Source organism: Streptomyces sp. LS1784, from assembly GCF_020103755.1.
In the GTDB taxonomy this organism is placed as follows: Bacteria; Actinomycetota; Actinomycetes; order Streptomycetales; family Streptomycetaceae; genus Kitasatospora.
In genome coordinates, this window is the sequence record NZ_JAHSQD010000029.1 from 14,553 (window position 1) to 33,907 (window position 19,355).

14 protein-coding genes are annotated in these 19,355 nt (G+C 73.0%); 7 read left to right on the forward strand and 7 right to left on the reverse strand.

All coding sequences use genetic code 11. From position 1 onward, the window contains the following. Positions 1-330: 330 nt before the first annotated feature. On the reverse strand, positions 331-936 hold the full coding sequence (locus tag KS423_RS06405) for a TetR/AcrR family transcriptional regulator (protein WP_224275921.1): 606 nt from the start codon (positions 934-936) through the stop codon (positions 331-333). Between the two features lie 118 nt (positions 937-1,054). Between KS423_RS06405 and KS423_RS06410 the strand changes: the two genes are divergently transcribed. Then, complete coding sequence (locus KS423_RS06410) at positions 1,055-2,173, forward strand: alkene reductase (RefSeq protein WP_224275923.1); 1,119 nt, start codon at positions 1,055-1,057, stop codon at positions 2,171-2,173. 133 nt (positions 2,174-2,306) lie between these two features. Here KS423_RS06410 and KS423_RS06415 read toward each other — a convergent pair whose 3' ends face one another. The 6 genes from KS423_RS06415 to KS423_RS06440 all read right to left on the reverse strand — a co-directional run bounded on the left by KS423_RS06415 (position 2,307) and on the right by KS423_RS06440 (position 11,216). Continuing rightward, positions 2,307-2,612, reverse strand: coding sequence for a GNAT family N-acetyltransferase (locus tag KS423_RS06415; protein ID WP_224275924.1), 306 nt, complete (start codon positions 2,610-2,612; stop codon positions 2,307-2,309). A 152-nt stretch (positions 2,613-2,764) separates the two neighbouring features. After that, positions 2,765-4,003 (reverse strand): cytochrome P450, encoded by a 1,239-nt coding sequence (locus KS423_RS06420; RefSeq protein ID WP_224275926.1) that lies wholly within the window; start codon positions 4,001-4,003, stop codon positions 2,765-2,767. A gap of 18 nt (positions 4,004-4,021) precedes the next feature. Next, entirely contained in the window at positions 4,022-5,416 is a 1,395-nt protein-coding gene (locus KS423_RS06425) for an FAD-dependent oxidoreductase (protein ID WP_224275929.1), read from the reverse strand. Next, on the reverse strand, positions 5,406-5,642 hold the full coding sequence (locus tag KS423_RS06430; protein ID WP_224275931.1) for a ferredoxin: 237 nt from the start codon (positions 5,640-5,642) through the stop codon (positions 5,406-5,408). Before KS423_RS06430 ends, KS423_RS06425 begins: the two co-directional genes overlap by 11 nt. A gap of 408 nt (positions 5,643-6,050) precedes the next feature. Then, positions 6,051-7,658 (reverse strand): tryptophan halogenase family protein, encoded by a 1,608-nt coding sequence (locus KS423_RS06435; RefSeq protein ID WP_224275933.1) that lies wholly within the window; start codon positions 7,656-7,658, stop codon positions 6,051-6,053. Positions 7,659-8,225: 567 nt separating this feature from the next. After that, the gene (locus KS423_RS06440; RefSeq protein ID WP_224275935.1) at positions 8,226-11,216 is read right to left on the reverse strand and encodes an AfsR/SARP family transcriptional regulator; all 2,991 of its coding nucleotides are present in this window, start codon (positions 11,214-11,216) and stop codon (positions 8,226-8,228) included. Between the two features lie 410 nt (positions 11,217-11,626). On the opposite strand from KS423_RS06440, the gene KS423_RS06445 reads away from it, so the two are divergent. From KS423_RS06445 to KS423_RS06470, 6 genes are all read left to right on the forward strand, one after another. Beyond that, positions 11,627-12,583 (forward strand): TauD/TfdA family dioxygenase, encoded by a 957-nt coding sequence (locus KS423_RS06445; RefSeq protein WP_224275937.1) that lies wholly within the window; start codon positions 11,627-11,629, stop codon positions 12,581-12,583. Positions 12,584-12,768: 185 nt separating this feature from the next. Then, positions 12,769-13,644: a pyridoxal-phosphate dependent enzyme gene (locus KS423_RS06450; protein WP_224275939.1), complete on the forward strand. Its 876-nt coding sequence runs from the start codon at positions 12,769-12,771 to the stop codon at positions 13,642-13,644. After that, a complete protein-coding gene (sbnB, locus tag KS423_RS06455; RefSeq protein ID WP_224275941.1) occupies positions 13,638-14,636 on the forward strand; it encodes a 2,3-diaminopropionate biosynthesis protein SbnB in 999 nt (332 codons plus the stop codon). Before KS423_RS06450 ends, sbnB begins: the two co-directional genes overlap by 7 nt. A 2-nt stretch (positions 14,637-14,638) precedes the next feature. Next, the gene (sbnA, locus tag KS423_RS06460; protein WP_224275943.1) at positions 14,639-15,649 is read left to right on the forward strand and encodes a 2,3-diaminopropionate biosynthesis protein SbnA; all 1,011 of its coding nucleotides are present in this window, start codon (positions 14,639-14,641) and stop codon (positions 15,647-15,649) included. An 89-nt stretch (positions 15,650-15,738) separates the two neighbouring features. Then, positions 15,739-15,957 carry an MbtH family NRPS accessory protein gene (locus KS423_RS06465; protein ID WP_224275953.1) on the forward strand — a complete coding sequence of 73 codons (219 nt, stop codon included), beginning with the start codon at positions 15,739-15,741 and terminating at the stop codon, positions 15,955-15,957. A gap of 185 nt (positions 15,958-16,142) precedes the next feature. Further along, the coding region (locus tag KS423_RS06470; RefSeq protein WP_224275955.1) for a non-ribosomal peptide synthetase at positions 16,143-19,355 on the forward strand (3,213 nt) is incomplete at its 3' end.

Here is a 19,355-nt window from a genome sequence, read left to right on the forward strand (position 1 = left end):
CGGCCGGGCCGGCTGTCATGAACCGCGCACTCGGTGTGACGAGAATCGCCACTGTTGGACCATGTGTCAATAGCCGTGCGTGGACTCGGGTGCCGGCGCTCCCCGCGGCGGACCGGAGTCGGTGGCGCTCGTGGACCGTCCTCCATGGAGAGCTCCACCTGATCCGAAGTCACCACGCGGCGATCACTGCGGGCAGGACGGCCGACGTGGCAACTGCCGCCACGGCATCAGGGAGGCCCGCATGGCTGACTGCTATCCGTACCGCATCGTGGCCAGGAGAGGGGGCGCGGCGCAGTGGCCGGGTCGAAGGCGGCGCAGCGGTGCCCGGTGTCAGCCGCTGTGGGCCCGGGTGTGCAGGTCCTTGCGGGCGGCGGCGAGTATCTGGTCGGAGAGGTCCGGGTCGGTGGTGGCGACCGCGCGGGCGAGGAGGAGGGCGCCGGCCATCTGGCTGAACAGGGCGAGCGCACGCTGCCAGGCGTCCTGTTCGTCGAGGCCGGTGGCTTCCTGGACGGCCCGGGCGAACAGGCGCATGTTGGCGGTCAGTCCGGCGGTGTAGTCGGCGCGGGCGTCGTCGTCGAATCGGGGGGCGTCGCCGAGGAATCCGGCGTTCGGGCAGCCGTGGTCGACGTCGGCGCGGTGCTCCGGGGAGAGGTACCAGTCGATCTGGCCGCCCACCGGGTCGTGGCCCCGCTGCCGTGAGTGCTCCAGGAGGGCGGTCAGGTTCTCCTCGCCCTTGGCCATGGACCGGGCGACGACCTCGTCGACCAGGGCCGCCTTGGAGGCGAAGTGGTTGTAGAAGCCACCGCGGGTCATGCCGGCGGCCGCCATCAGCTCGACCAGCCCGACGGCCTCGACGCCGCGTTCGCGGAACAGCGTCTCGGCGGCCTCGACGATCGCCGTGCGGTTCTGCGCCGCCTTCTCCCTGGACACCCCCATGCGGGCACCTCCTTCGGCCTCCGAGCCTAGACGATGTCGATTGACATTGACAAAGAGCCGAGACGGGCATAGAACAATGTCAGTCGACATTGTGATGAGAGAAGGAAGGGGGACCTCCATGAACCTCGCGCCGTTGTTCACCCCGGTCCGCATGGGCGACCTGGAGTTGCCGAACAGGATCGCGATGGCCCCGCTGACCCGGATGCGCGCCGACAACCCGGGCCACGTGCCGACCGACGTGCAGGCGGCGTACTACGCCCAGCGGGCCGCGGCGGGGGTGATCGTGGGGGAGGCCACCGCGGTCAGCCCGGACGGCTTCGGCTGGCACGACACGCCCGGGCTGTGGAGCAGGGAACAGGTGGCCGGCTGGCGGCGCGTGACGGCGGCCGTGCACGGCGCGGGCGGCCGGATGATCGCCCAGCTGTGGCACACCGGCTCCATCTCGCACCCGGACCTGCGCGCCGGGGCGCTACCGGTGTCCGCCTCGGCCGTCGACCCCGTGCAGCGCAGCGTCACCGCGGCGGGCCGGGTGCCGACGGTCACCCCGCGGGAGATGTCCCTGGCCGAGATCCGCCGGACCGTGGCCGACTACGCGCAGGCCGCCCGCAACGCGATCGCGGCGGGGTTCGACGGCGTGCAGATCCTGGCGAACTTCCTCTACCTGCCGGCGCAGTTCCTCAACGGGGCCACCAACCGGCGCACCGACGCCTACGGCGGGTCGATCGAGAACCGGGCCCGCCTGACCCTGGAGATCGTCGACGCGGTCACCACCGCGGTCGGCCCGCAGCGCACCGGGATCAAGCTGAGCCCGATGCACGAATCCGGTCCGTTCCAGGCCGACGACGAGACGCTGCCCGCGGCCGAGTACGTCGTCTCCCGGCTGACGGGCCTGTCCCACCTGCTGCTGATGGGCGCCCAGACCGACTTCACCGGAACCCCGTTGGCGGCGCTGTCCGGTGACGCGATGTTCGCCCACTTCCGCCCGCTGTTCGACGGGACGCTGATCGCCAACACCCGCATGACCGGCGAACGCGGCGCCCGCCTGATCGAGACCGGCCTGGCCGACGTCATCGCGTTCGGCCGCCCGTTCATCGCCAACCCCGACCTGCCGGCCCGCCTCGCCGCCGGCGCCCCGCTCGCGGAGATCGACTGGAGCACCGTCTACGCCGCCGGCCCGGCCGGGTACACCGACTACCCGGCCTTCGCCGCCCCCGCCCCGGCCCCCGTCCGGGGCTGACCGTCCCCGGAGGGGAGGGCGTCGTGAATCCGACGCTCCGACCGGACCCCACCCTCGTGCTCGCGTGCCGCCTGGCCCCGTACGTCCGCCCGGTGGATGCGCGCCGCCGGGCCGTTGCGGGCGGTGCGGTGGCTCAGAGGCCGAAGCGGGCGCGGTGGGTGGAGGGGACCAGGTCGGCGTACTCGGGGTGCTTGGTGATCCAGCCGCGGATGAAGGGGCAGTAGGGCAGGACGGCGAGCTGCTGCTCGCGGGCCGCGTCCAGGGCGGCGCGGGCCAGCCGGCTGCCGAGTCCGCGGCCCTCGAAGCGGGGGTCGATCTCGGTGTGGATGAAGGCGATCTCGTTGCCGGAGCGGTGGTACTCGGCGAAGCCGGCGAGTTCGCCGTCGTCGTGGATCTCGAACCGGGACTTCGCGGTGTTGTCGGTGACGGACTGTTCCATGGTTCCTCCTCGGGTGCGGCTGATCGCCGGGGTCGGTGCCCTCGAAGCATAGTTGAAGAATCAACATTTGTCGCGTGTCACGCCGCCGCGCGCGATGACGGCCCGCCGCGGGCGAGCGGCGGGCCGAGGCACGTGCGGGAACAGGCTGCGGGCTACTGCCTGAGTCCGTCGAAGGCGATGCCCAGGTGCCGCGGCCCGCGCAGGACCGCGTTCTGGCGGTACGGCGGCGGGTCCTCGACCAGTCGCGGGTTGTCGAGCCTGCGGACCAGCTCGGTCAGGGCGATCTGGGCCTCCAGCCGGGCGAGGGGCGAGCCGAAGCAGTTGTGCACGCCGCTGCTGAATCCCAGATGCTGGTTGTCGGGCCGGTCGGGGATGAACCGGTCCGGGTCCGGGAAGCGCTCGGGGTCCCGGTTGCCGGAGGCGAGCACCAGCCAGATCTGGGCGCCCTTGGGGATGGTGGTCCCCGCGATGTCGATGTCGGTCAGCGTGGTCTTCTGGGGCAGCAACTGCACGGGTGGTTCGAAGCGCAGCAGCTCCTCCACCAGCGGGACGACCAGGGCGTGGTCGTCCCGCAGCCGCTTCAGGACGTCGGGGTTGCGCAGCAGCGTGAGCATCCCGTTGGTGATGAGGTTGACCGTGGTCTCGTGGCCGGCGATCAGCAGCAGGACCGAGGTGCTGACCATCTCCACCAGCGACATCTCACTGTCCGGTCCGTGGCCCGCGGCCATCGCGGAGAGCATGTCGTCGCGGGGCGAGCGGCGGCGCTGCTCGATCAGGTCGGAGAGGAAGGCGGAGAGGTCGGTCCGGGCCTGCCGGACGGTCTGCAGCCGCGCCGCGCGTTCCTCGTCCGTGCCCTGGACGGGGTCGACGCTGGCGGCGATGGTGTCGGCCCAGGCGTGGAAGCGCGTCTCGTCCTCGCGGGGGATGCCGAGCAGTCGGCAGATCACCGTGACGGGGAAGGGGTAGGAGAAGTCGTCGACGAGGTCGATCTGCCCCCGGTCCCGGAATCCGTCGATCAGGCCGGACACGATCTCGCCGAGTTTGCCGCGCATCTCGTACACCCGGCGCGGGGTGTGCGGCGGCCCGAAGGGCCGCATCGCCAGCCGGCGCAGCCTGTCGTGCTCGGGTGGGTCGAGCCTGAGGAAGGCCGGCGGCAGGTTCGGGTCCTCCTCATGGCCGATGGACCGGGCCACCTCGGGGTTCAGGTTGCGCAGGTCGGAACTGAGCCGCGGGTCGTGGAGCAGGTTGTGGATCTCCCAGTACGTGCTGACCAGGTAGGGACCCGTCTCGTCCTGGACCACCGGGGTCTTGCGGAGCTCCGCGTACAGGGGGTACGGGTCGTGGCGGTTGGCGTAGTCGGTGATCTGGCGCAGGAGCGCGACCGACGTCATGGTGTGGGTCCTTCCGGGTCAGGCGCGGAGCGGGGTGAACGAGATGCGCCGGTCGCTGGGCGAGTGGCCACTGAGGGTGACGGTGGGGCCGTGGCTGGGCAGCGAGGGATCGGGGAACCCGGCCGGTACCGGGTGCATTCCCTCGGGCCGTCGGTCGACGGTGGTGAACTCCGGCGGGAACGGCGCGGCCTGTTCGATCTGCCGCTGGTAGAAGTCCAGCCACTTCGCCTGGTCGAAGGTGACGGCGGCGATGACGCGGCCCTGGTGGCCGTAGGCCGCGGTGAAGCGGCGCTCGGAGAGGGAGCCCTGGGTGACGATGATCTCGTCGGCCATCGGCGGCACACCGACGGACTTGATGTTGACCCCGAACTGGGCCGACCAGAAGGACGGTGTCCAGACGTGCGGGCGGCGGTCCGCACTGGCGCTGATCATGTTGTGGGCGGCGACCTCGGCGCCCGCGACCGCGTTGCCCCAGTGCTCCAGGGAGAGGAACTGGTAGCCGAAGAGCGCGTGCGGGGAACGGGCGACGTCCCCGGCGACGAAGACGTCGTCGGTGACGATGCCCCGTACGTCGAAGGCCCGGCAGCCGGCGTCGCAGGCGATCCCGCGCGGGCCGGCCCCGAGGCCGGAGTCGGCGAGCCACTCGGTGTTGCGGGTCGCGCCCAGGCAGACGACCGCCACCTCGGCCTCGACGGTGCCGCCGTCCGACAGGTGCGCACACCGCAGGCGTCCGGCGGAGTCGCCTTCCAGGCCGGTCACGGTGATGCCGCAGCGCAGGTCGACACCGGCCTCCCGCTGCATGGCGGCGGCCACCTCGCCGACGACCCCGCCGAGCGCACCGACCAGCGGAGCCGCCCCGCGTTCCGCGACGGTGACGTCCAGGCCCCGCTCGCGGCAGGCGGAGGCGATCTCGGAGCCGGTGAACCCGGCCCCGATGACCAGCACCCGGCGGGGGCCGGCGCTCAGCCGGTGGTGCAGCTGCGCGGCGTCGTCGCTGGTGCGCAGCACGAAGACGCCGTCGAGTTCGGCTTCCAGCTCGTGCGGCCAGGGGCGGGCGCGGACGCCGGTGGTGATCAGCAGCCGGTCGAAGTCCAGCTCGCTGCCATCCGCGAGGCGCACCCGGTTTGTCGCCAGGTCCAACCCGGTGGCCGCCACCCCGAGCCGCCACTGCGCGTCCACGGGCCGGCGCCGGGGCAGTGCCGTGTGGTCGGCGGGCACCCTGCCGAGCAGGACCTGCTTGGACAGCGGCGGCCGGTCGTACGGCTCGTGGGGCTCGTCGCCGACCATCGTCAGGGTGCCGGTGAAGCCCTCCTCGCGGAGCGTCTCGGCGGCCCGCAGGCCCGCCAGGGAGGCACCCACGATGACGATGTGGCCCTCACGCCTGAGCCTCTCCAGGGAACCGTCAAGCGACACCGGAAGCACCCGCCTTCTCCCCCGCCGGTACGCCGCCCGGGCCCTCCACGGTGATGGCCTTGACCGGGCAGGCCTCGGCCGCCCGCAGGACGGCCTGCCACTGCCGGTCGTCGGGCTGCGGGTCGAACATCAGCGCCTCGTCACCGTGCATGGTGAACACGTCCGGTGCCAGGAAGGCGCACTGCGCGTACCCCTGGCACCGGTTGAGATCAACGACAAGCCTCATCAGGTCTCCGCCTCCTCGGGCTCTGCGGATGTCGTCGGGCCTGCTCGGGCTGCCCGGCTTTCTTCGGACCCGAGAGGCTCCCTTCGGACACGAGCCGCCCCCGGTCCACCATGGGAGAACCTCGGGAGCGGCGCATGCCCACCGGGCCAATGAGGTGAGTGCTCCCCGGCTGCTGCGCCGGGGGTCTGGGAGAGCCGTGCGTCCTGATCGTGTTGCGCGTGGTGTGCGCCGGTCCAGCCCTGCCGGCAGCTTCACGGAGGGCGTTCGGCGAGCCGGATCGGATCCGGGTGGTGCCCGGGAGGAGGCGCCCGAGCCCGGCCCGGTGTTCACGCCACTCGTCACGCCGGGAACCTGTGCGCGAAGGCCGGTCGGCGGCCGGTACGGGATCGCCGCCGCCCTCGTGCCCCCTCAGCGGGGTGCGTGGAGGTGGCGGAGGTAGGCGCGGGTGGTGGGCAGGGTCTCCAGGAGGGTGCGCTGCTGGCGCTTGACCGCGACGAAGAGGGATTCGGCGCCGGCGACCGAGGCGGGGCGGTGGGCGAGGGCGGGGAGCGGGACGTCGGGGAGGACGCCCAGCCCGGCCAGGATGCAGTAGTAGCTGCCGTTCGTCCACGGGGAGCCGGGGGACGGTTCGAGGCCGTAGTACACGGACTCGTCCGTGCAGGGGCTGTCGAGGGGGAGGCCCGCGCGGTAGGCGTCCACCTTGTCCTGGACGCTCTGCGGCAGGGGGAGCCGCTTGGCGGCCCGCCAGAACGGGGTGTCCTCGCGCGGGGCGTGGTGGAAGTGCGCCTGGACGAAGTCGAGGGTGTCGTCGAACATCGTCCGGAACTCCCCGTTGAACCGGTCGATGAGGGCCGGGGCGTAGGAACGGTCCGGGAAGTGCCAGGTGAGCCGGCGCAGCGCCGTGGTGATGAAGTGGAGGCCGGTGGGCTCCAGGGGCTCCAGGAAACAGGCGGACGCCCCGATGCCGACGACGTTCTTCACCCAGGCGCGTTCGCTGCGGCCGACGCGCAGGCGGGTGTGGGTGCACGTGGTCGTGGCCGGGTCCAGGTCCCACAGGGCGAGGAGTTCGGCGGCGGCCCGCTCGCGGGTGGTGTGGCGGCTGGAATGGACGTAGCCGGTGCTGAACCGGCCCGGCAGCGGGATCTTCCAGGTCCAGCCGGCCTCCATGGCGATGGCGGAGGTGTACGGCTCCACGCCGTGGACGTCGTCGTCGTGCGGGACGTCGGCGGTGACCACGCTGTCGCACGGCAGGTGGTCGGCCGCGGAGCGGAAGGGCTCCGCCATGGCCTCGCCGAGGAGCCGGCCGCGGGAGCCGGAGCAGTCGACGAAGAGGTCCGCCGCCAGCACCGAGCCGTTCGCGGTGTGCAGGGCCGTGACGAAGCCGTCGGAGCGCCGGGCGACGGAGGCGAGCTCGTCGGTGATCCGGGTGACGCCCAGTTCGGTGGTCGCGAAGCGGCGCAGGAAGGCCGTGAACAGACCGGTGTCGAGGTGCCAGGCGTAGCGGGTGGCGGTGCGGCCGTCGAGCCAGCGCGGGGCCTTCTTGGCGTCCATCAGCGGGGGTTCGCGGAAGCAGGCGTAGTCGAAGGGTTCGATGGTGTCGCCCTCGTAGGCGCGCTTGAACCAGTAGTGGGACAGCGGCGTCTGGTCGTAGTCGGGCAGCAGACCGAACGGGTGGTAGAAGTGGTCCGGCGCACGGTCGGGCAGGGAGCGGGCCCCGGGGGCACCGGGGCCGGCGGTGCGCCAGTTGACGAAGCGCACGGCCATCTGGAAGCTCGCGTCGCACTCGCGCATCCACTGTTCCTCGTTGATGCCGAGGAAGTCGAAGAACGTGCGCTGGAGGCTGGGAAGGGTGGCCACGCCCAGTGCCACGCGCGCGGTGGCCGAGTCTTCGAGGACCGTGATGTCGACCGTGCCCTGCAGCGCCTTGCCGAGGTAGGCGGCAGTCATCCAGCCCGCTGTGTCGCCACCGAGGATGACGATGCTCCTGATGCGGCGGTCGGCGTAGCTTCGCGGCATGAGTGTGCCCCTCGTCTGGACAGGTGGTTCCGAGGCCGGTTCCAGGGTGGTCCGGGGGCCTTGCAGATTTCTTGATGCGGCGTGCCCGGGGTGCCGGAGATGCCGTGGGTGCCGGGATGCCGGGGAGCCGCGGGGGAGGTGTGGAGCCGGTACGGCCGCCCCGGCCATGCCCCCGGCCGCACGTTCCCGCGGCGGGGGCGCCGGCCTGTTTCGGTCGGGGGTCCGTCCGTGAAATCGAAGAGACATTGGCTCGACAGCGGCGCTCCCTAACGTCATGACTGTCGCCCCGACCGGGCGGCACCGAAGAGCCCGTGACGAGGAGAAGCCCTTATGCGCAGCATCCGCACCGCACTTGTCGTAGCCGGCTCCGTCGTGGCCGCGGCCTCGGCCCTGACGGTGTGCTCGGCGGGGCAGGCAGCCGCGAGTGACGTTCCGGCGGCGTCGGCGATCCGGTACGGGGTCCAGTACGGGGCCCAGGACGAGGTTCCGTGGACCGGTCCGGGCCCCGGGACGCCGGTTCCGGGCGTGGCCGGTGATTCCGAGGTGCCCTGGACCTGACCGTCCGCGTCAGCCTTCCAGGACGTCGATGAGGTCCTGCGGGGAGACGGGTCCGCCGGCTGCGGTCACGTTCTTCAGGACCTTCGCCACCTGCTCCTGCCAGACGGGGGCACGCAGGTCCTCGAACACGGCCCGCGCGGCCTCCAGACGGAGGGCCGCCTCGGGCGTGCCGCGCACCGCGAGCGCGCAGCCGAGGTCGGCCTCGATACGGGCTCGGAGGAACCGGTCGGACACCTCGTCGGCGACTTCGAGGGCCTGGAGGAGCGCGATCTGCGCGCTCTCCCACGCGCCCTGGCGCCAGCGCGCCTCGCCGATGCCGCGCAGCGCGTGGGCCTCGCCGAGCCGGTCGCCGTCCTGCCGGGTGAGGGCGAGGACCTTGACGCAGGTCTCCTCCGCCGCGGCCGGGTCGCCCCGGCGCAGCAGGGCCTCGGCCAGCCGGTAGGTGTTCTGGGTCTCGCCGCGGACACTGCCGGCCTTGCGGCTCATGGCGATGGCGTCCGTGCACAGGGCTATTCCCTCGGCCAGATTGCCCCGTTCCAGCTCCAGCTGGGCGAGCAGCCCCAGCGCATGGGACTCGCCGGCGATGTCGCCCGCCTGCCGGAACCCCTCCAGGGCCTCGCGGGCGTCCCGCATGGCGCCGTCGAGGTCGCCGGAGAAGCGGGCGCACAGGGCCAGGTTGCGCAGGGTCACGGCACGCCCGTGGATCTCGCCGCACGCGTCGAAGAGGGCGAGGGCCCGGGTGAGCAGGGGTACGGCCTCCTCGTAGTGGCGCTGGTAGATCGCCAGGGTGGCCTGGGAGCGGAGCATCGTGGCCTCGCCGAGGGTGTCGCCGGTGCGGACGGCTGCGGCGAGGGCGTGGTCGGCGCAGGTGCTCCAGTCGTCGAGGTAGTTGTGGGCCTCGAAGAGGGTGGTGCTGTTGACCGTCAGGCCCCAGGCGTAGGCGGCGGTGTGGTCCCCGGCCGCGGCCTGCTTGATGACGTCGCGCAGGGCGGTGCGTTCGGACTCGAGCCAGTCCATGGGGTTGGCGAGGAGTTCGTCGGTGAGCTCGGCGGCGAGCGGGTAGGGGGTGACCCGGCCGTAGGAGACGGTGTGGTCGCCTCCGTAGGTGCGGGTGCGGGCGGCGTCCGCGAGCGCGAGCCAGCCTCCGTAGGCCCGTTCCAGCGCGGCCGTGCGGTTCTCCTCGCTCTCCTCCTCCTGGGCGCGTTCCCAGGCGAACAGCCGGAGCAGGTCCTGGAATCGGTAGCGGATGGCGGGGCCCGAGGAGGGGGCGACCTCCAGGAGCTGGGTGTCGACGAGCTGCTCGATGAGGTCCTCCGCGTCGACGGCGTCGGTGTCGACGAGGGCGGCCCCGACCCAGGAGGCGAAGTCGGGCACGCTGAGGAGTCCGAGCCGGCGGTAGAGCTCGCGCGCCTGGGGGGACAGGTCGCGGTAGCTGAGCCGGAAACCGGCGCGTACGCCGCCTTCGCCGGGGCTGAGCTCGTCCAGCCGACGGCGCTGGTCCTCCAGCCGGGTGACCAGGTTCCGTACCGACCAGTGGGGTTTCGCGGCGAGGCGGGCGCCCGCGATGCGCAGGGCGAGCGGCAGCCGGTCACACAGGACGCCGAGGCGTTCGGTGGCGCCGGGGTCGTCGACGATGCGCTCGGCGCCGGCGACCTCGGCGAGCAGGGCGGTGGCCTCCTGCGGGGCCATCGCGTTGAGGCCGAGGGACAGGACGGCGTAGTCGCCGATCAGTTCGTCCATGAGGTCGCGGCCGGTGATGATGACGCAGCAGCGGCCGTTTCCGGGCAGTAAGGGCTGGACCTGGCGGAAGGAGCGGGCGTTGTCGAGGACGATCAGGACGCGTTTGCCGCCCAGCACGCTGCGGTAGAGGGCGGCCTGGTCGCCGGGGTCGGTGGGGATCTGGGGCGCGGGGACGCCGAGGCTGCGCAGGAAGCGGTCGAGGGCGGTGGAGGGGGAGACCGGCGCGTCCATCTCGTCGTAGCCGCGCAGGTCGGTGAAGAGCTGGCCGTCGGGGAAGCGGCCGGCGATCTGGTTGGCCCACTGGACGGCGAGGGCGGTCTTGCCGACGCCCGCGATGCCGCTGATGGCGGCGATGGCGAGGGGGGACTGGCCCAGGCGCTCGTCGAGCATCCGGTCGAGGGCGCTGAGTTCCTTGACGCGTCCGGTGAAGGAGGCTGAGGCGGTGGGCAGTTGGGCGGCGACGTCGGCGACGGGTGCCGGGGAGGGGTTGACGGGTGGCTGGGTGAGTTCGGGCGAGTCGTTCAGGACGAGTTCGTGCAGCCCGGTCAGGATCGGGCCGGGCTCGATACCGAGTTCGTCGATGAGGAGCCGGCGGCCCTCGCGGAAGAGGGCGAGGGCCTCGGCGCGGCGTCCGGACCGGTACTGGGCGAGCATCAGATGGGCGCGGACCTGTTCCCGCAGCGGGTTCTCCATGACCAGCGCGGCGAGTTCCGGGATCAGGGCGCGGTGGCGGCCGAGCTGGAGCCGCAGGCCGGCGTACTCCTCGTGGACGTTGAGGCGCAGCTCCTCCAGCTGGGCGGCCTCCGCCTCGACACGGGGTCCAGTGACGCCTTCCAGAGCGCGGCCGCGCCACAGCGAGAGCGCCTCGGCGTACGCGTCGCAGGCCTCGGCGGTCCTGCCGCCGCGGGCGAGTTCGCGGGCCTGGCGGACGGTGTCCTCGAAGACGACGGCGTCGATCCGGTGGCCCTGCGGGTTGAGGACGTATCCCGGGTGCGAGGTCGCGATGAGGTGCGCGGGGTCGGTGACGTCCTTGAACAGCTTGCGCAGGCCGGCGACGCAGATGGCGATCTGGTTGCGGGCGGTGGTGGGTGCGCCGGCGGGCCAGACGGCGTCGATGAGGGAGTCCACGGAGACGACACGGCCGGGCGACAGCAGCAGCATGGTGAGTACCGTGCGTCGACGCCCTCCGCCCACCTGGATCGATCTGTGGTCGACTCGAACGTCCAGTGGGCCCAACAGGCTGAAGACGATCTCGCGCATGCTCGCTTTTCCCCCACTGCTCGATCCATGCCGCTTCCCCCCGGCAGACTCGCCATTCTCATCCTTTACTGGTTGGTAGAGCCAGCGAACGGCCCTTCTGGAGCCGTGCCGCCTTTGACACGCGGGGTGGCGTCCGAGGCGCGCTGCGGCGGGAAGTGCCCGGCGCGCCCACCGGCGGACTCCGGTGCGTCGTCGCCTGGCGGCCGAAGACCTCGTACGACTCCACCGCCCGGACCGCTGCCAAGGCCGCCCTGACCTCGGCTTTCGGCGCCGCGGTCGACGGCTCCGCGGTCGCCCGACCCGGGCGGACCGTACGGCGATGTAGGAGCCGCATAGTTTTCGGCATGTTCCCCGGCCGACTCTGCGGCGACAGGACCTGACACCCGCGTGCAGAGAAGAGGGATCCGACCATGCAGACCGCGGCCGAAGGACAGACAGACGTGTGGGCTCCGTGGGTGATCGCCGCCGACGGGGCCGGCGGCCCGGACCGGCTCGCCGGGCAACTGGCCGAGGCAGCCGGCGAGGAGGGCCTGGAACGGCTGCTGACCGAGAGGAAGGGCATCCTCCTGCGGGGCTTCGGCATCACCGCGCAGGACCTCGACGGCGTCCTCGACCTGCTGCTGCCGAACCGGCTCGCCTATGTGCACGGCAACTCGCCCCGCACCAAGGTCGGCGGGAACGTGTACACGTCGACGGAGTACCCGCAGGAGTTCACCATCTCGATGCACAACGAGATGAGCTACGCCCACCAGTGGCCCTCGCGGCTGGCGTTCTACTGCGAGAGGGCGGCGACGACCGGCGGGGCCACCCCGGTCCTCGACGCCGCCCTCTGGCTCGGCTCGCTCGACGCCGAGGTCCGTGAGGCGTTCCGCGACGGGGTGCGCTACGTCCAGAACCTGCACGACGGCTACGGCCTGGGCAAGAGCTGGCAGGCCACCTTCGAGACGCAGGAGCGCGGGGAGGTCGAGGCCTTCCTGGCGGGTGCCGGGGCCGACTGGACCTGGAAGGCCGACGGCGGCCTGCGGGTCGGCCAGCTCCGCCCGGCCACCGTCCGCCATCCCCTCACCGGCACCGAGGTCTGGTTCAACCAGGCCGACCAGTGGCACCCGGCCGGGCTCGGTGACGAGACCGCGGCCCGGCTGGCGGCGATCCTTGCGCCCGATGAGCTTCCGCAGTCGGTGACCTTCGCCGACGGCAGCCCCATCCCCGCCGCGTACGTCGAGCAGATCCGCGATCGCGGACTGGAGAACGCCGTTGACGTCGACTGGCGCGAGGGCGACCTGCTGCTCATCGACAACGTCCTGCTCGCGCACGGCCGCAGGCCGTTCACGGGCAGCCGCCGGGTCCTCGTGGCGATGTCCGGCTGATGCGCACGCCGGTGACCCCGGTCACCGGCGCGTAGCGCGGCGGCCCGGGACCGCCCGCCGGCCGGGCGGTCCCGATCGGCCACCGGCCGCCGGGACACGGCGAATTGCTCGTATAGATGTTCGATAGGGCGTCCATAGGCGCCTCTCGCACCGTTGATCCTGCGAGTCAGAGAGGGAGTGACAGAGTGAGCCAGGCCGTACACCGCGGAATCATCTCCACCATCGGCGACACGCCGCTGATGGAGACCACCGGCCTCATCCCGGGATTCCGGTCCCGCGTCTTCATGAAGCTGGAGCGCCACAACCCGGGCGGCAGCATCGAGGACCGCACGGCCCTCTCCCTCGTGCGGGAGGTGATCCGGCGCGACGCCGTCGTCCCGGGCAGCTCGCTCGCCGTCGAGATCTGCACCCCCGAACTCGCGGTCTCCCTCGCGCAGGTGTGCCGCTTCTACGACATCGAGTTCCTCGCGCTGCTGGAGGCGGAGGCGGCCGCCCCGTACCCCGCGCTGCTCACGGCCTACGGGGCGCGCTTCGAGGTCCTCGCCCCCGGCGCCGCCCGCGAGCGGCTCTCGGAGATCCTCGCCACCGACTCCCGTGCGCTGCGACTGAGCACCGGCGCGGCCCCGCTGTGGCCGCGGGAGGACACCGACACCATGCGGGAGATCGCCGAGGCACTGGAGGAGCGGGTCGACCTGGTGCTGTGCGACCTGGACTACCCCCGCACGCTGGGCGGCTGCGCCGAGTACGCGCGTATCCAGGGGCTCAACACCACGGTGGTCGGGGTCGTCAGAGCCCCCGCGTCGGTGCCGTCCGGCCCGCTCGCGGTCCCGTTCGGCGTCGACGAGGTGGTGCGGGTGAGCCTGGAGGACACCTCCCGCATGCGGGAGCTGCTGCTGCACCGCGAAGGGCTGTTGGCCGACCCGGCGGCCGGCGCCGGCGCGGCGGCGCTGCTGAGCCTGGCGCACCGGATCCCCGCCGGATCGAACTGCGTCATCGTCTCTCCGTCCGGTGGTGACCGGTGCCCGGAGAACTTCGAGCTGAAGGATGCGACACCATGCTGATTCTGCGTCACGCCGACGTGCGGGACCTTCTCGACGGGCAGGAACGCCTGGTCGCCGATGTCGTGCGGGAGACCTACACGGCCCACGACGAAGGCCTCACCGCACTGCCGCACTCCATCTTCCTGCGCTTTCCCGACTCCCCCCGGGACCGCATCATCGGACTGCCCGCCTTCATCGGCGGGGAGACGCCGGCCACGGGCATGAAGTGGATCTCCTCCTTCCCCGGGAACCTGGAGGCGGGCCTGGAGCGCGCCAGCGCGGCGATCATCCTCAACGAGCCAGCCACCGGCCGCCCCCAGGCCCTGATCGAGGGCTCGGTCGTCTCCGCGAAGCGGACGGCGGCCAGCGCGGCCCTCGCCGCACGGCTGTTCACCGCGGACGCCGACACCCACGGCGCGGCCCTGATCGGCTGCGGGGTCATCAACCTGGAGGTGCTGCGCTTCCTCCGCTCGGAACTGCCCCTGCTGCGCGAGGCCGTGGTGTACGACCAGGACCCGGACCGGGCCGCCGGCTTCGCCGCCCGGGCCACCGAGCTCCTCGGCCTGCGGGTCACCGTCGCGGACACCGTCGCCGAGGCGCTCGCCGCGTACCGTCTGGTGTCGCTGGCCACCACCGCGAGCGAGCCCCACCTGGACCTGACCCCGCTCTCCGTCGGCTCCACGATCCTGCACGTCTCCCTGCGCGACCTGCACACCGATTCCATCCTCGCCGCGCAGAACGTGGTCGACGACGCCGACCACGTCAGCCGGGAGCGGACCTCCATCCACCTCACCGAACAGGCCACCGGCGGCCGGGAGTTCATCGACGCCGAGATCGGCCGGGTGCTGCGGGACCCGGGCTCCTTCACCCGCGACCCCGCGCGGACCCTGGTCTACTCGCCCTTCGGCCTCGGTGTCCTCGACATCGCGCTGGCCGCCCGGCTGTACGCCGAGGCGTCGGCCAAGGGGCTCGGCGTACCGGTCGAGGGCTTCCTCCCCGGAGAGACCAGCTGATCATGAAGCCTGGACGCCGCGCCCCGGCCCAGGGGCTGCAAGAGACCATCGGCAACACCCCACTGGTGCTCCTCGACCGGTTGCTGCCGGACCTCGGGTCCCGGGTCCACGCCAAGATGGAACGCTTCAATCCCGGCGGCAGCATCAAGGACAGGACCGCGCTGCGGCTCCTCGCCGACAAGGTCGCCGCGGGCGAGCTGGTGCCGGGACGGTCGGTGATCGTCGAATCCAGCTCCGGCAACCTCGGAGTGGGACTCGCCCAGCTGTGCCGCAGCTTCGGGCTCCGCTTCCTCTGCGTGGTCGACGCCCGGACCACCGAGCGGAACATCGCCCTCCTGCGCGCCTACCGGGCCGAGGTGGAGGTGGTCACCGAACCCGACCCGCAGACCCGCGAGTTCCTGCCCGCCCGGCTCCGCCGGGTGCAGGAGCTGACCGCGACGATCCCGCACGCCTACTGGCCCAACCAGTACACCAACCCGCTCAACCCGATGGCGCACCACCGCACCATGGCGGAGATCGACCGCGCCCTGGGCGGCCGGATCGACTACCTGTTCTGCGCGGTCAGCACGTTCGGGACGCTGCGGGGCTGTGCCGAGTACATCCGCGAACACGGCCTGTCCACCACGGTGGTGGGCGTGGACGCGGCCGGCAGCGCCATCTTCGGCAACCCGCCCGGGCCCCGGCTGCTGCCCGGCCACGGCGCCGCGATCCGTCCGCCGCTCGCCGACGTGACCCTGGCCGACGAGGTGGTCCACGTCCCCGACCTCGACGCCGTCGCGGCCTGCCGCCGGCTGGTCCGGCGCGAGGCGGTCCTCGCCGGAGCCTCCTCGGGGGCGGTCGTCGCCGCCCTGGAACGGCTCGCCGACCGGATCCCGAAGGGCTCCACCTGCGTCCTGGTCTTCCCCGACGGCGGCGACCGCTACCTCGACACCGTCTACTCCGACGCCTGGGTCACCGAGCACTTCGGAGCCGTCTCCCACCTCTGGGAGACCCGCCTCACCACCTCCGTCTGACCCGGTCCGGCCGACTCGCCGATCCACCCGGTCCGGCCGGTCCGTCGAACCGCCCGATCCACGTCAACCACTCGATTCAGGAGACATCCATGTCCGAACAGCAGTCCGCACCGGCCGAGTTCCGCGTGGTCCACAACGACGAGGAGCAGTACTCGGTCTGGTGGACCGACCGTGACCTGCCGGCCGGCTGGTACGCGGAGGGCACCGAGGGCACCCGCGAGGCGTGCCTGGCGCACATCGACGAGATCTGGACCGACATGCGCCCCGCGAGCCTGCGCCGCCGCATGGCGGAGCAGGCCGCCGGCTGACCCGTACCACGCCCGGCGCACACCCCCACCGCACACCACCCCCCACACCGGCCCGACGTGCCGTACGGGTCCCACGGCTCTCCCCGAGCCGTCCGTACGGCCGCGGGCACCACACCGCACAGGCCAGACCGGACCACACCGTTTCCCGGGGCCCGCCCGGCGATCCCACTAGGAGTGCCAGCGTCATGTCCGCACCACGGACGGGATACTCGCCCGACGAGATCCCCCTCACCCACCACCTCGTCGCGGCGCAGGCCGTGCGGACCCCGGGAGCGGTCGCCGTCGTCGACGGCCGTCAGACCATCGGCTACGCGGAGCTCGACCGCGCCGCCAACCAGCTCGCCCACCACCTGCGCGGGCTCGGCGCCGGACCCGACGTCCCGGTCGCCGTCTGCCTGCCCCGCGGCGCGGGACTGGTCACCGCGCTGCTCGCCGTCTGGAAGGCGGGCGCCGCCTACGTACCGCTCGACCCGGAGCAGCCGGCCGCCCGGCTGGCCTGGCTCATCAAGGACACCGGCGCCGAGGTGGTCGTCACCTCGGCCGACGCGGCCGACGCCGTGCTCGCCGTCGGCGCCCGCCCGGTCGTCCCGGCCGAACTCGGCGAGCACCTCGCCGCCCTGCCCGCCCACGCCCCCGAGACCGCCGTCGACCCCGCTTGCGCCGCCTACGTGCTGTACACCTCGGGCTCCACCGGCCGGCCCAAGGGCGTCGTCGTGGCCCACGCGGGCATCGGCAACCGGATCGGCTGGGCCGTCCGCAGCCTCGGGCTGACCGCCGCCGACCGGATCCTCGCCAAGACCGCGCCGACCTTCGACGCGCACTGCTGGGAGATCTTCGCCCCGCTCGTCAGCGGCGGCACCGTCGTCATCGCCCCGCCCGGCGCCGAGCGCGACCCGGCCGCCCTGGTGCGCGCCGTCGGCGACGGCGCGGTGACCGTGCTCCAGGTCGTCCCGTCCGTGCTGCGGACACTCGTCGAGGAGAGCGGCTGGGAGCGCTGCGACCGGCTGCGCGCCGTCACCTGCGCGGGGGAGCCCCTCCACGCCGAACTCGCCCAGCGACTGCGGGAGCTGTCCGCCGCCGAGCTGTGGAACACGTACGGGCCGACCGAGTGCTCCATCGACGTCGCCGCATACCGCTTCGACCCGGCGCAGACCTCCGGCCCGGTCCCCATCGGGCGCCCCATCGACGGCACCAGGCTCCTGGTCACCGACGCAGCCGGTTCCCCCGTCGGCGTGGGCACCCCCGGCGAACTGCACATCGGCGGCGTGGGCGTGGCCCGCGGCTACGCCGGGCGCCCCGGCCTCACCGCGGACCGCTTCGTGCCCGACCCCTACGCGAAGGACGGCTCGCGGCTGTACCGGACGGGCGACCGGGTCCGCTGGCGTGCCGACGGCGTCCTGGAGTTCCTGGGCCGCCTCGACGACCAGGTCAAGATCAACGGCGTCCGGATCGAGCCGGGCGAGGTCGAGGCCCAACTGGCGGCCCACCCCGCGGTCGCCGGTGCGGTCGTGACCGCGTACGCCCTTCCCGACGGGGCGAAGCGGCTGGCCGGCTACGTGCGGCTGCGCGACGGCGCCACCCTCCCCGACCTGCGCGGCTTCCTCCAGGAGCGGCTGCCCGCCACCCACATCCCCGGTGTCTTCGTCGAACTGGCCGCCTTCCCCCTCACCACCAGCGGCAAGGTCGACCGCCGGGCGCTGCCCGCCCCCGGCACCCAGCCCGACGCCCGTCACCGCGGCCCCGCCACCGCCGCCGAGCAGCTGGTGGCCGCGGTCTGGCAGGACGTCCTCGGCCGCGAGGAGGTCGGCCGCGACGACGACTTCTTCCAACTCGGCGGCACCTCCCTGCAGCTGACCCGGCTCGCCTCCCGGCTGCGCACCGCCTCCGGCCGCGACGTGCAACTGCGCAGGCTGTTCACCGCCACCACCGTCGCGGGGCAGGCCCTGCTCCTCGAACCCCCGGCCGAGCCCGGACCCCGGCGGGTGGAGCGCGGCGGCCCGCTGCCGCTCTCCTACGGCCAGCGCGGCCTGTGGTTCCTCAACCGGCTCGCCCCCGGCGGGACCGACTGGGTCTCCTGGACGGTCTTCGACGTCCCCGCCGAGGCCGGACACGGCCACGTCCAGCAGGCCGTCGACGCGCTGATCGCCCGTCACGAGATCCTGCGGACCCGGTACGTGGCGGGCGACGGCGAGCCCGCCCAGGTCGTCGAACCGGCGGCCCGGGTGGAGGTGCGCACCGCCACCGCGGCGCGCGGCGAGGTCGCCGGGCTGCTCGCGGCCGACCGGGGCGAGGGCTTCGACCTGGAGCGCGGCCCGCTGCTGCGCGCCCTCCTCGTCCGGACCGGCGACGGCGGGCAGCTGTTGGGCCTGGCCATGCACCACATCACCACCGACGGCTGGTCCAGCGGCGTTCTGGAGCGCGAGTTCGCCCTCCTCGTCACCGCCGCCGTACGTGGTGAGGAAGCCCGGCTGCCCGAACTCCCGGTCGGGTACGCCGACTACGCGGTCTGGCAGCGGGAGCGGCTCACGGAGGAGGCCCTCGCGCCGCGGCTCGCGCACTGGCGCCGCCGGCTGGAAGGGGCGCCCGAGTCGGCGCTGCCCACCGACCGGCCGCGTCCGGCAGTTCGCGACGGAAAGGGCGCCGCCGCCCTGTTCGACGTCCCCGCCGATGTGGTGGAGGGGCTCACCGCGCTCGGCAAGCGGCACGGTGCCACCCCCTTCATGACCCTGCTGACCGCGTACGCGACCGTCCTCGGCCGCAACAGCGGCCAGTGGGACCTGTCCATCGGCACCCCGGTGGCCGGGCGCGGCCTGCCCGAACTCGAAGGGGTCGTCGGCTTCTTCCTGAACAGCCTGGTGCTGCGCTGCCGCCTCTCCGGCCGGCTCACCTTCGCCCAGGCCCTCGACCTGGTCGCGGACACCGCCAAGGAGGCCTTCGCCCAGCCCGAACTGCCCTTCGAGCGGCTGGTGGAGGAGCTGGTCCCGGACCGGGACCTGTCGCGCACCCCGCTCTACCAGGTCGCCTTCGACCTGCACGGCGAGGAGTTCAACGGTCCGGTCCCCGCCGCCGGGGACGGCGCCGGCACCGAGGACCTCAAGGCGTCCTGGCACATCGCCCACACCGACCTGACGCTGATGATGCGGCCCGGCCCGGCCGGTTCCCTCTTCGGTGCCTTCGAGTTCGCGACCTCGCTCTTCGACGAGGCCACCGTCGAGCGGCTGGCCGGGCAGTTCACCCGGGTCCTCGCGGCCGTCGCCGCCGACCCCGGGACCCGGCTCGACGCCCTGGACCTCGCGGACGAGCGGGAGCGGGCCGACCTGGCGCGATGGAGCAGCGCCCCCGCGCTCCCGGCCGGCCCGACCGTGCCCGAGCTGATCGCCGCCCAGGCCGCCCGCACC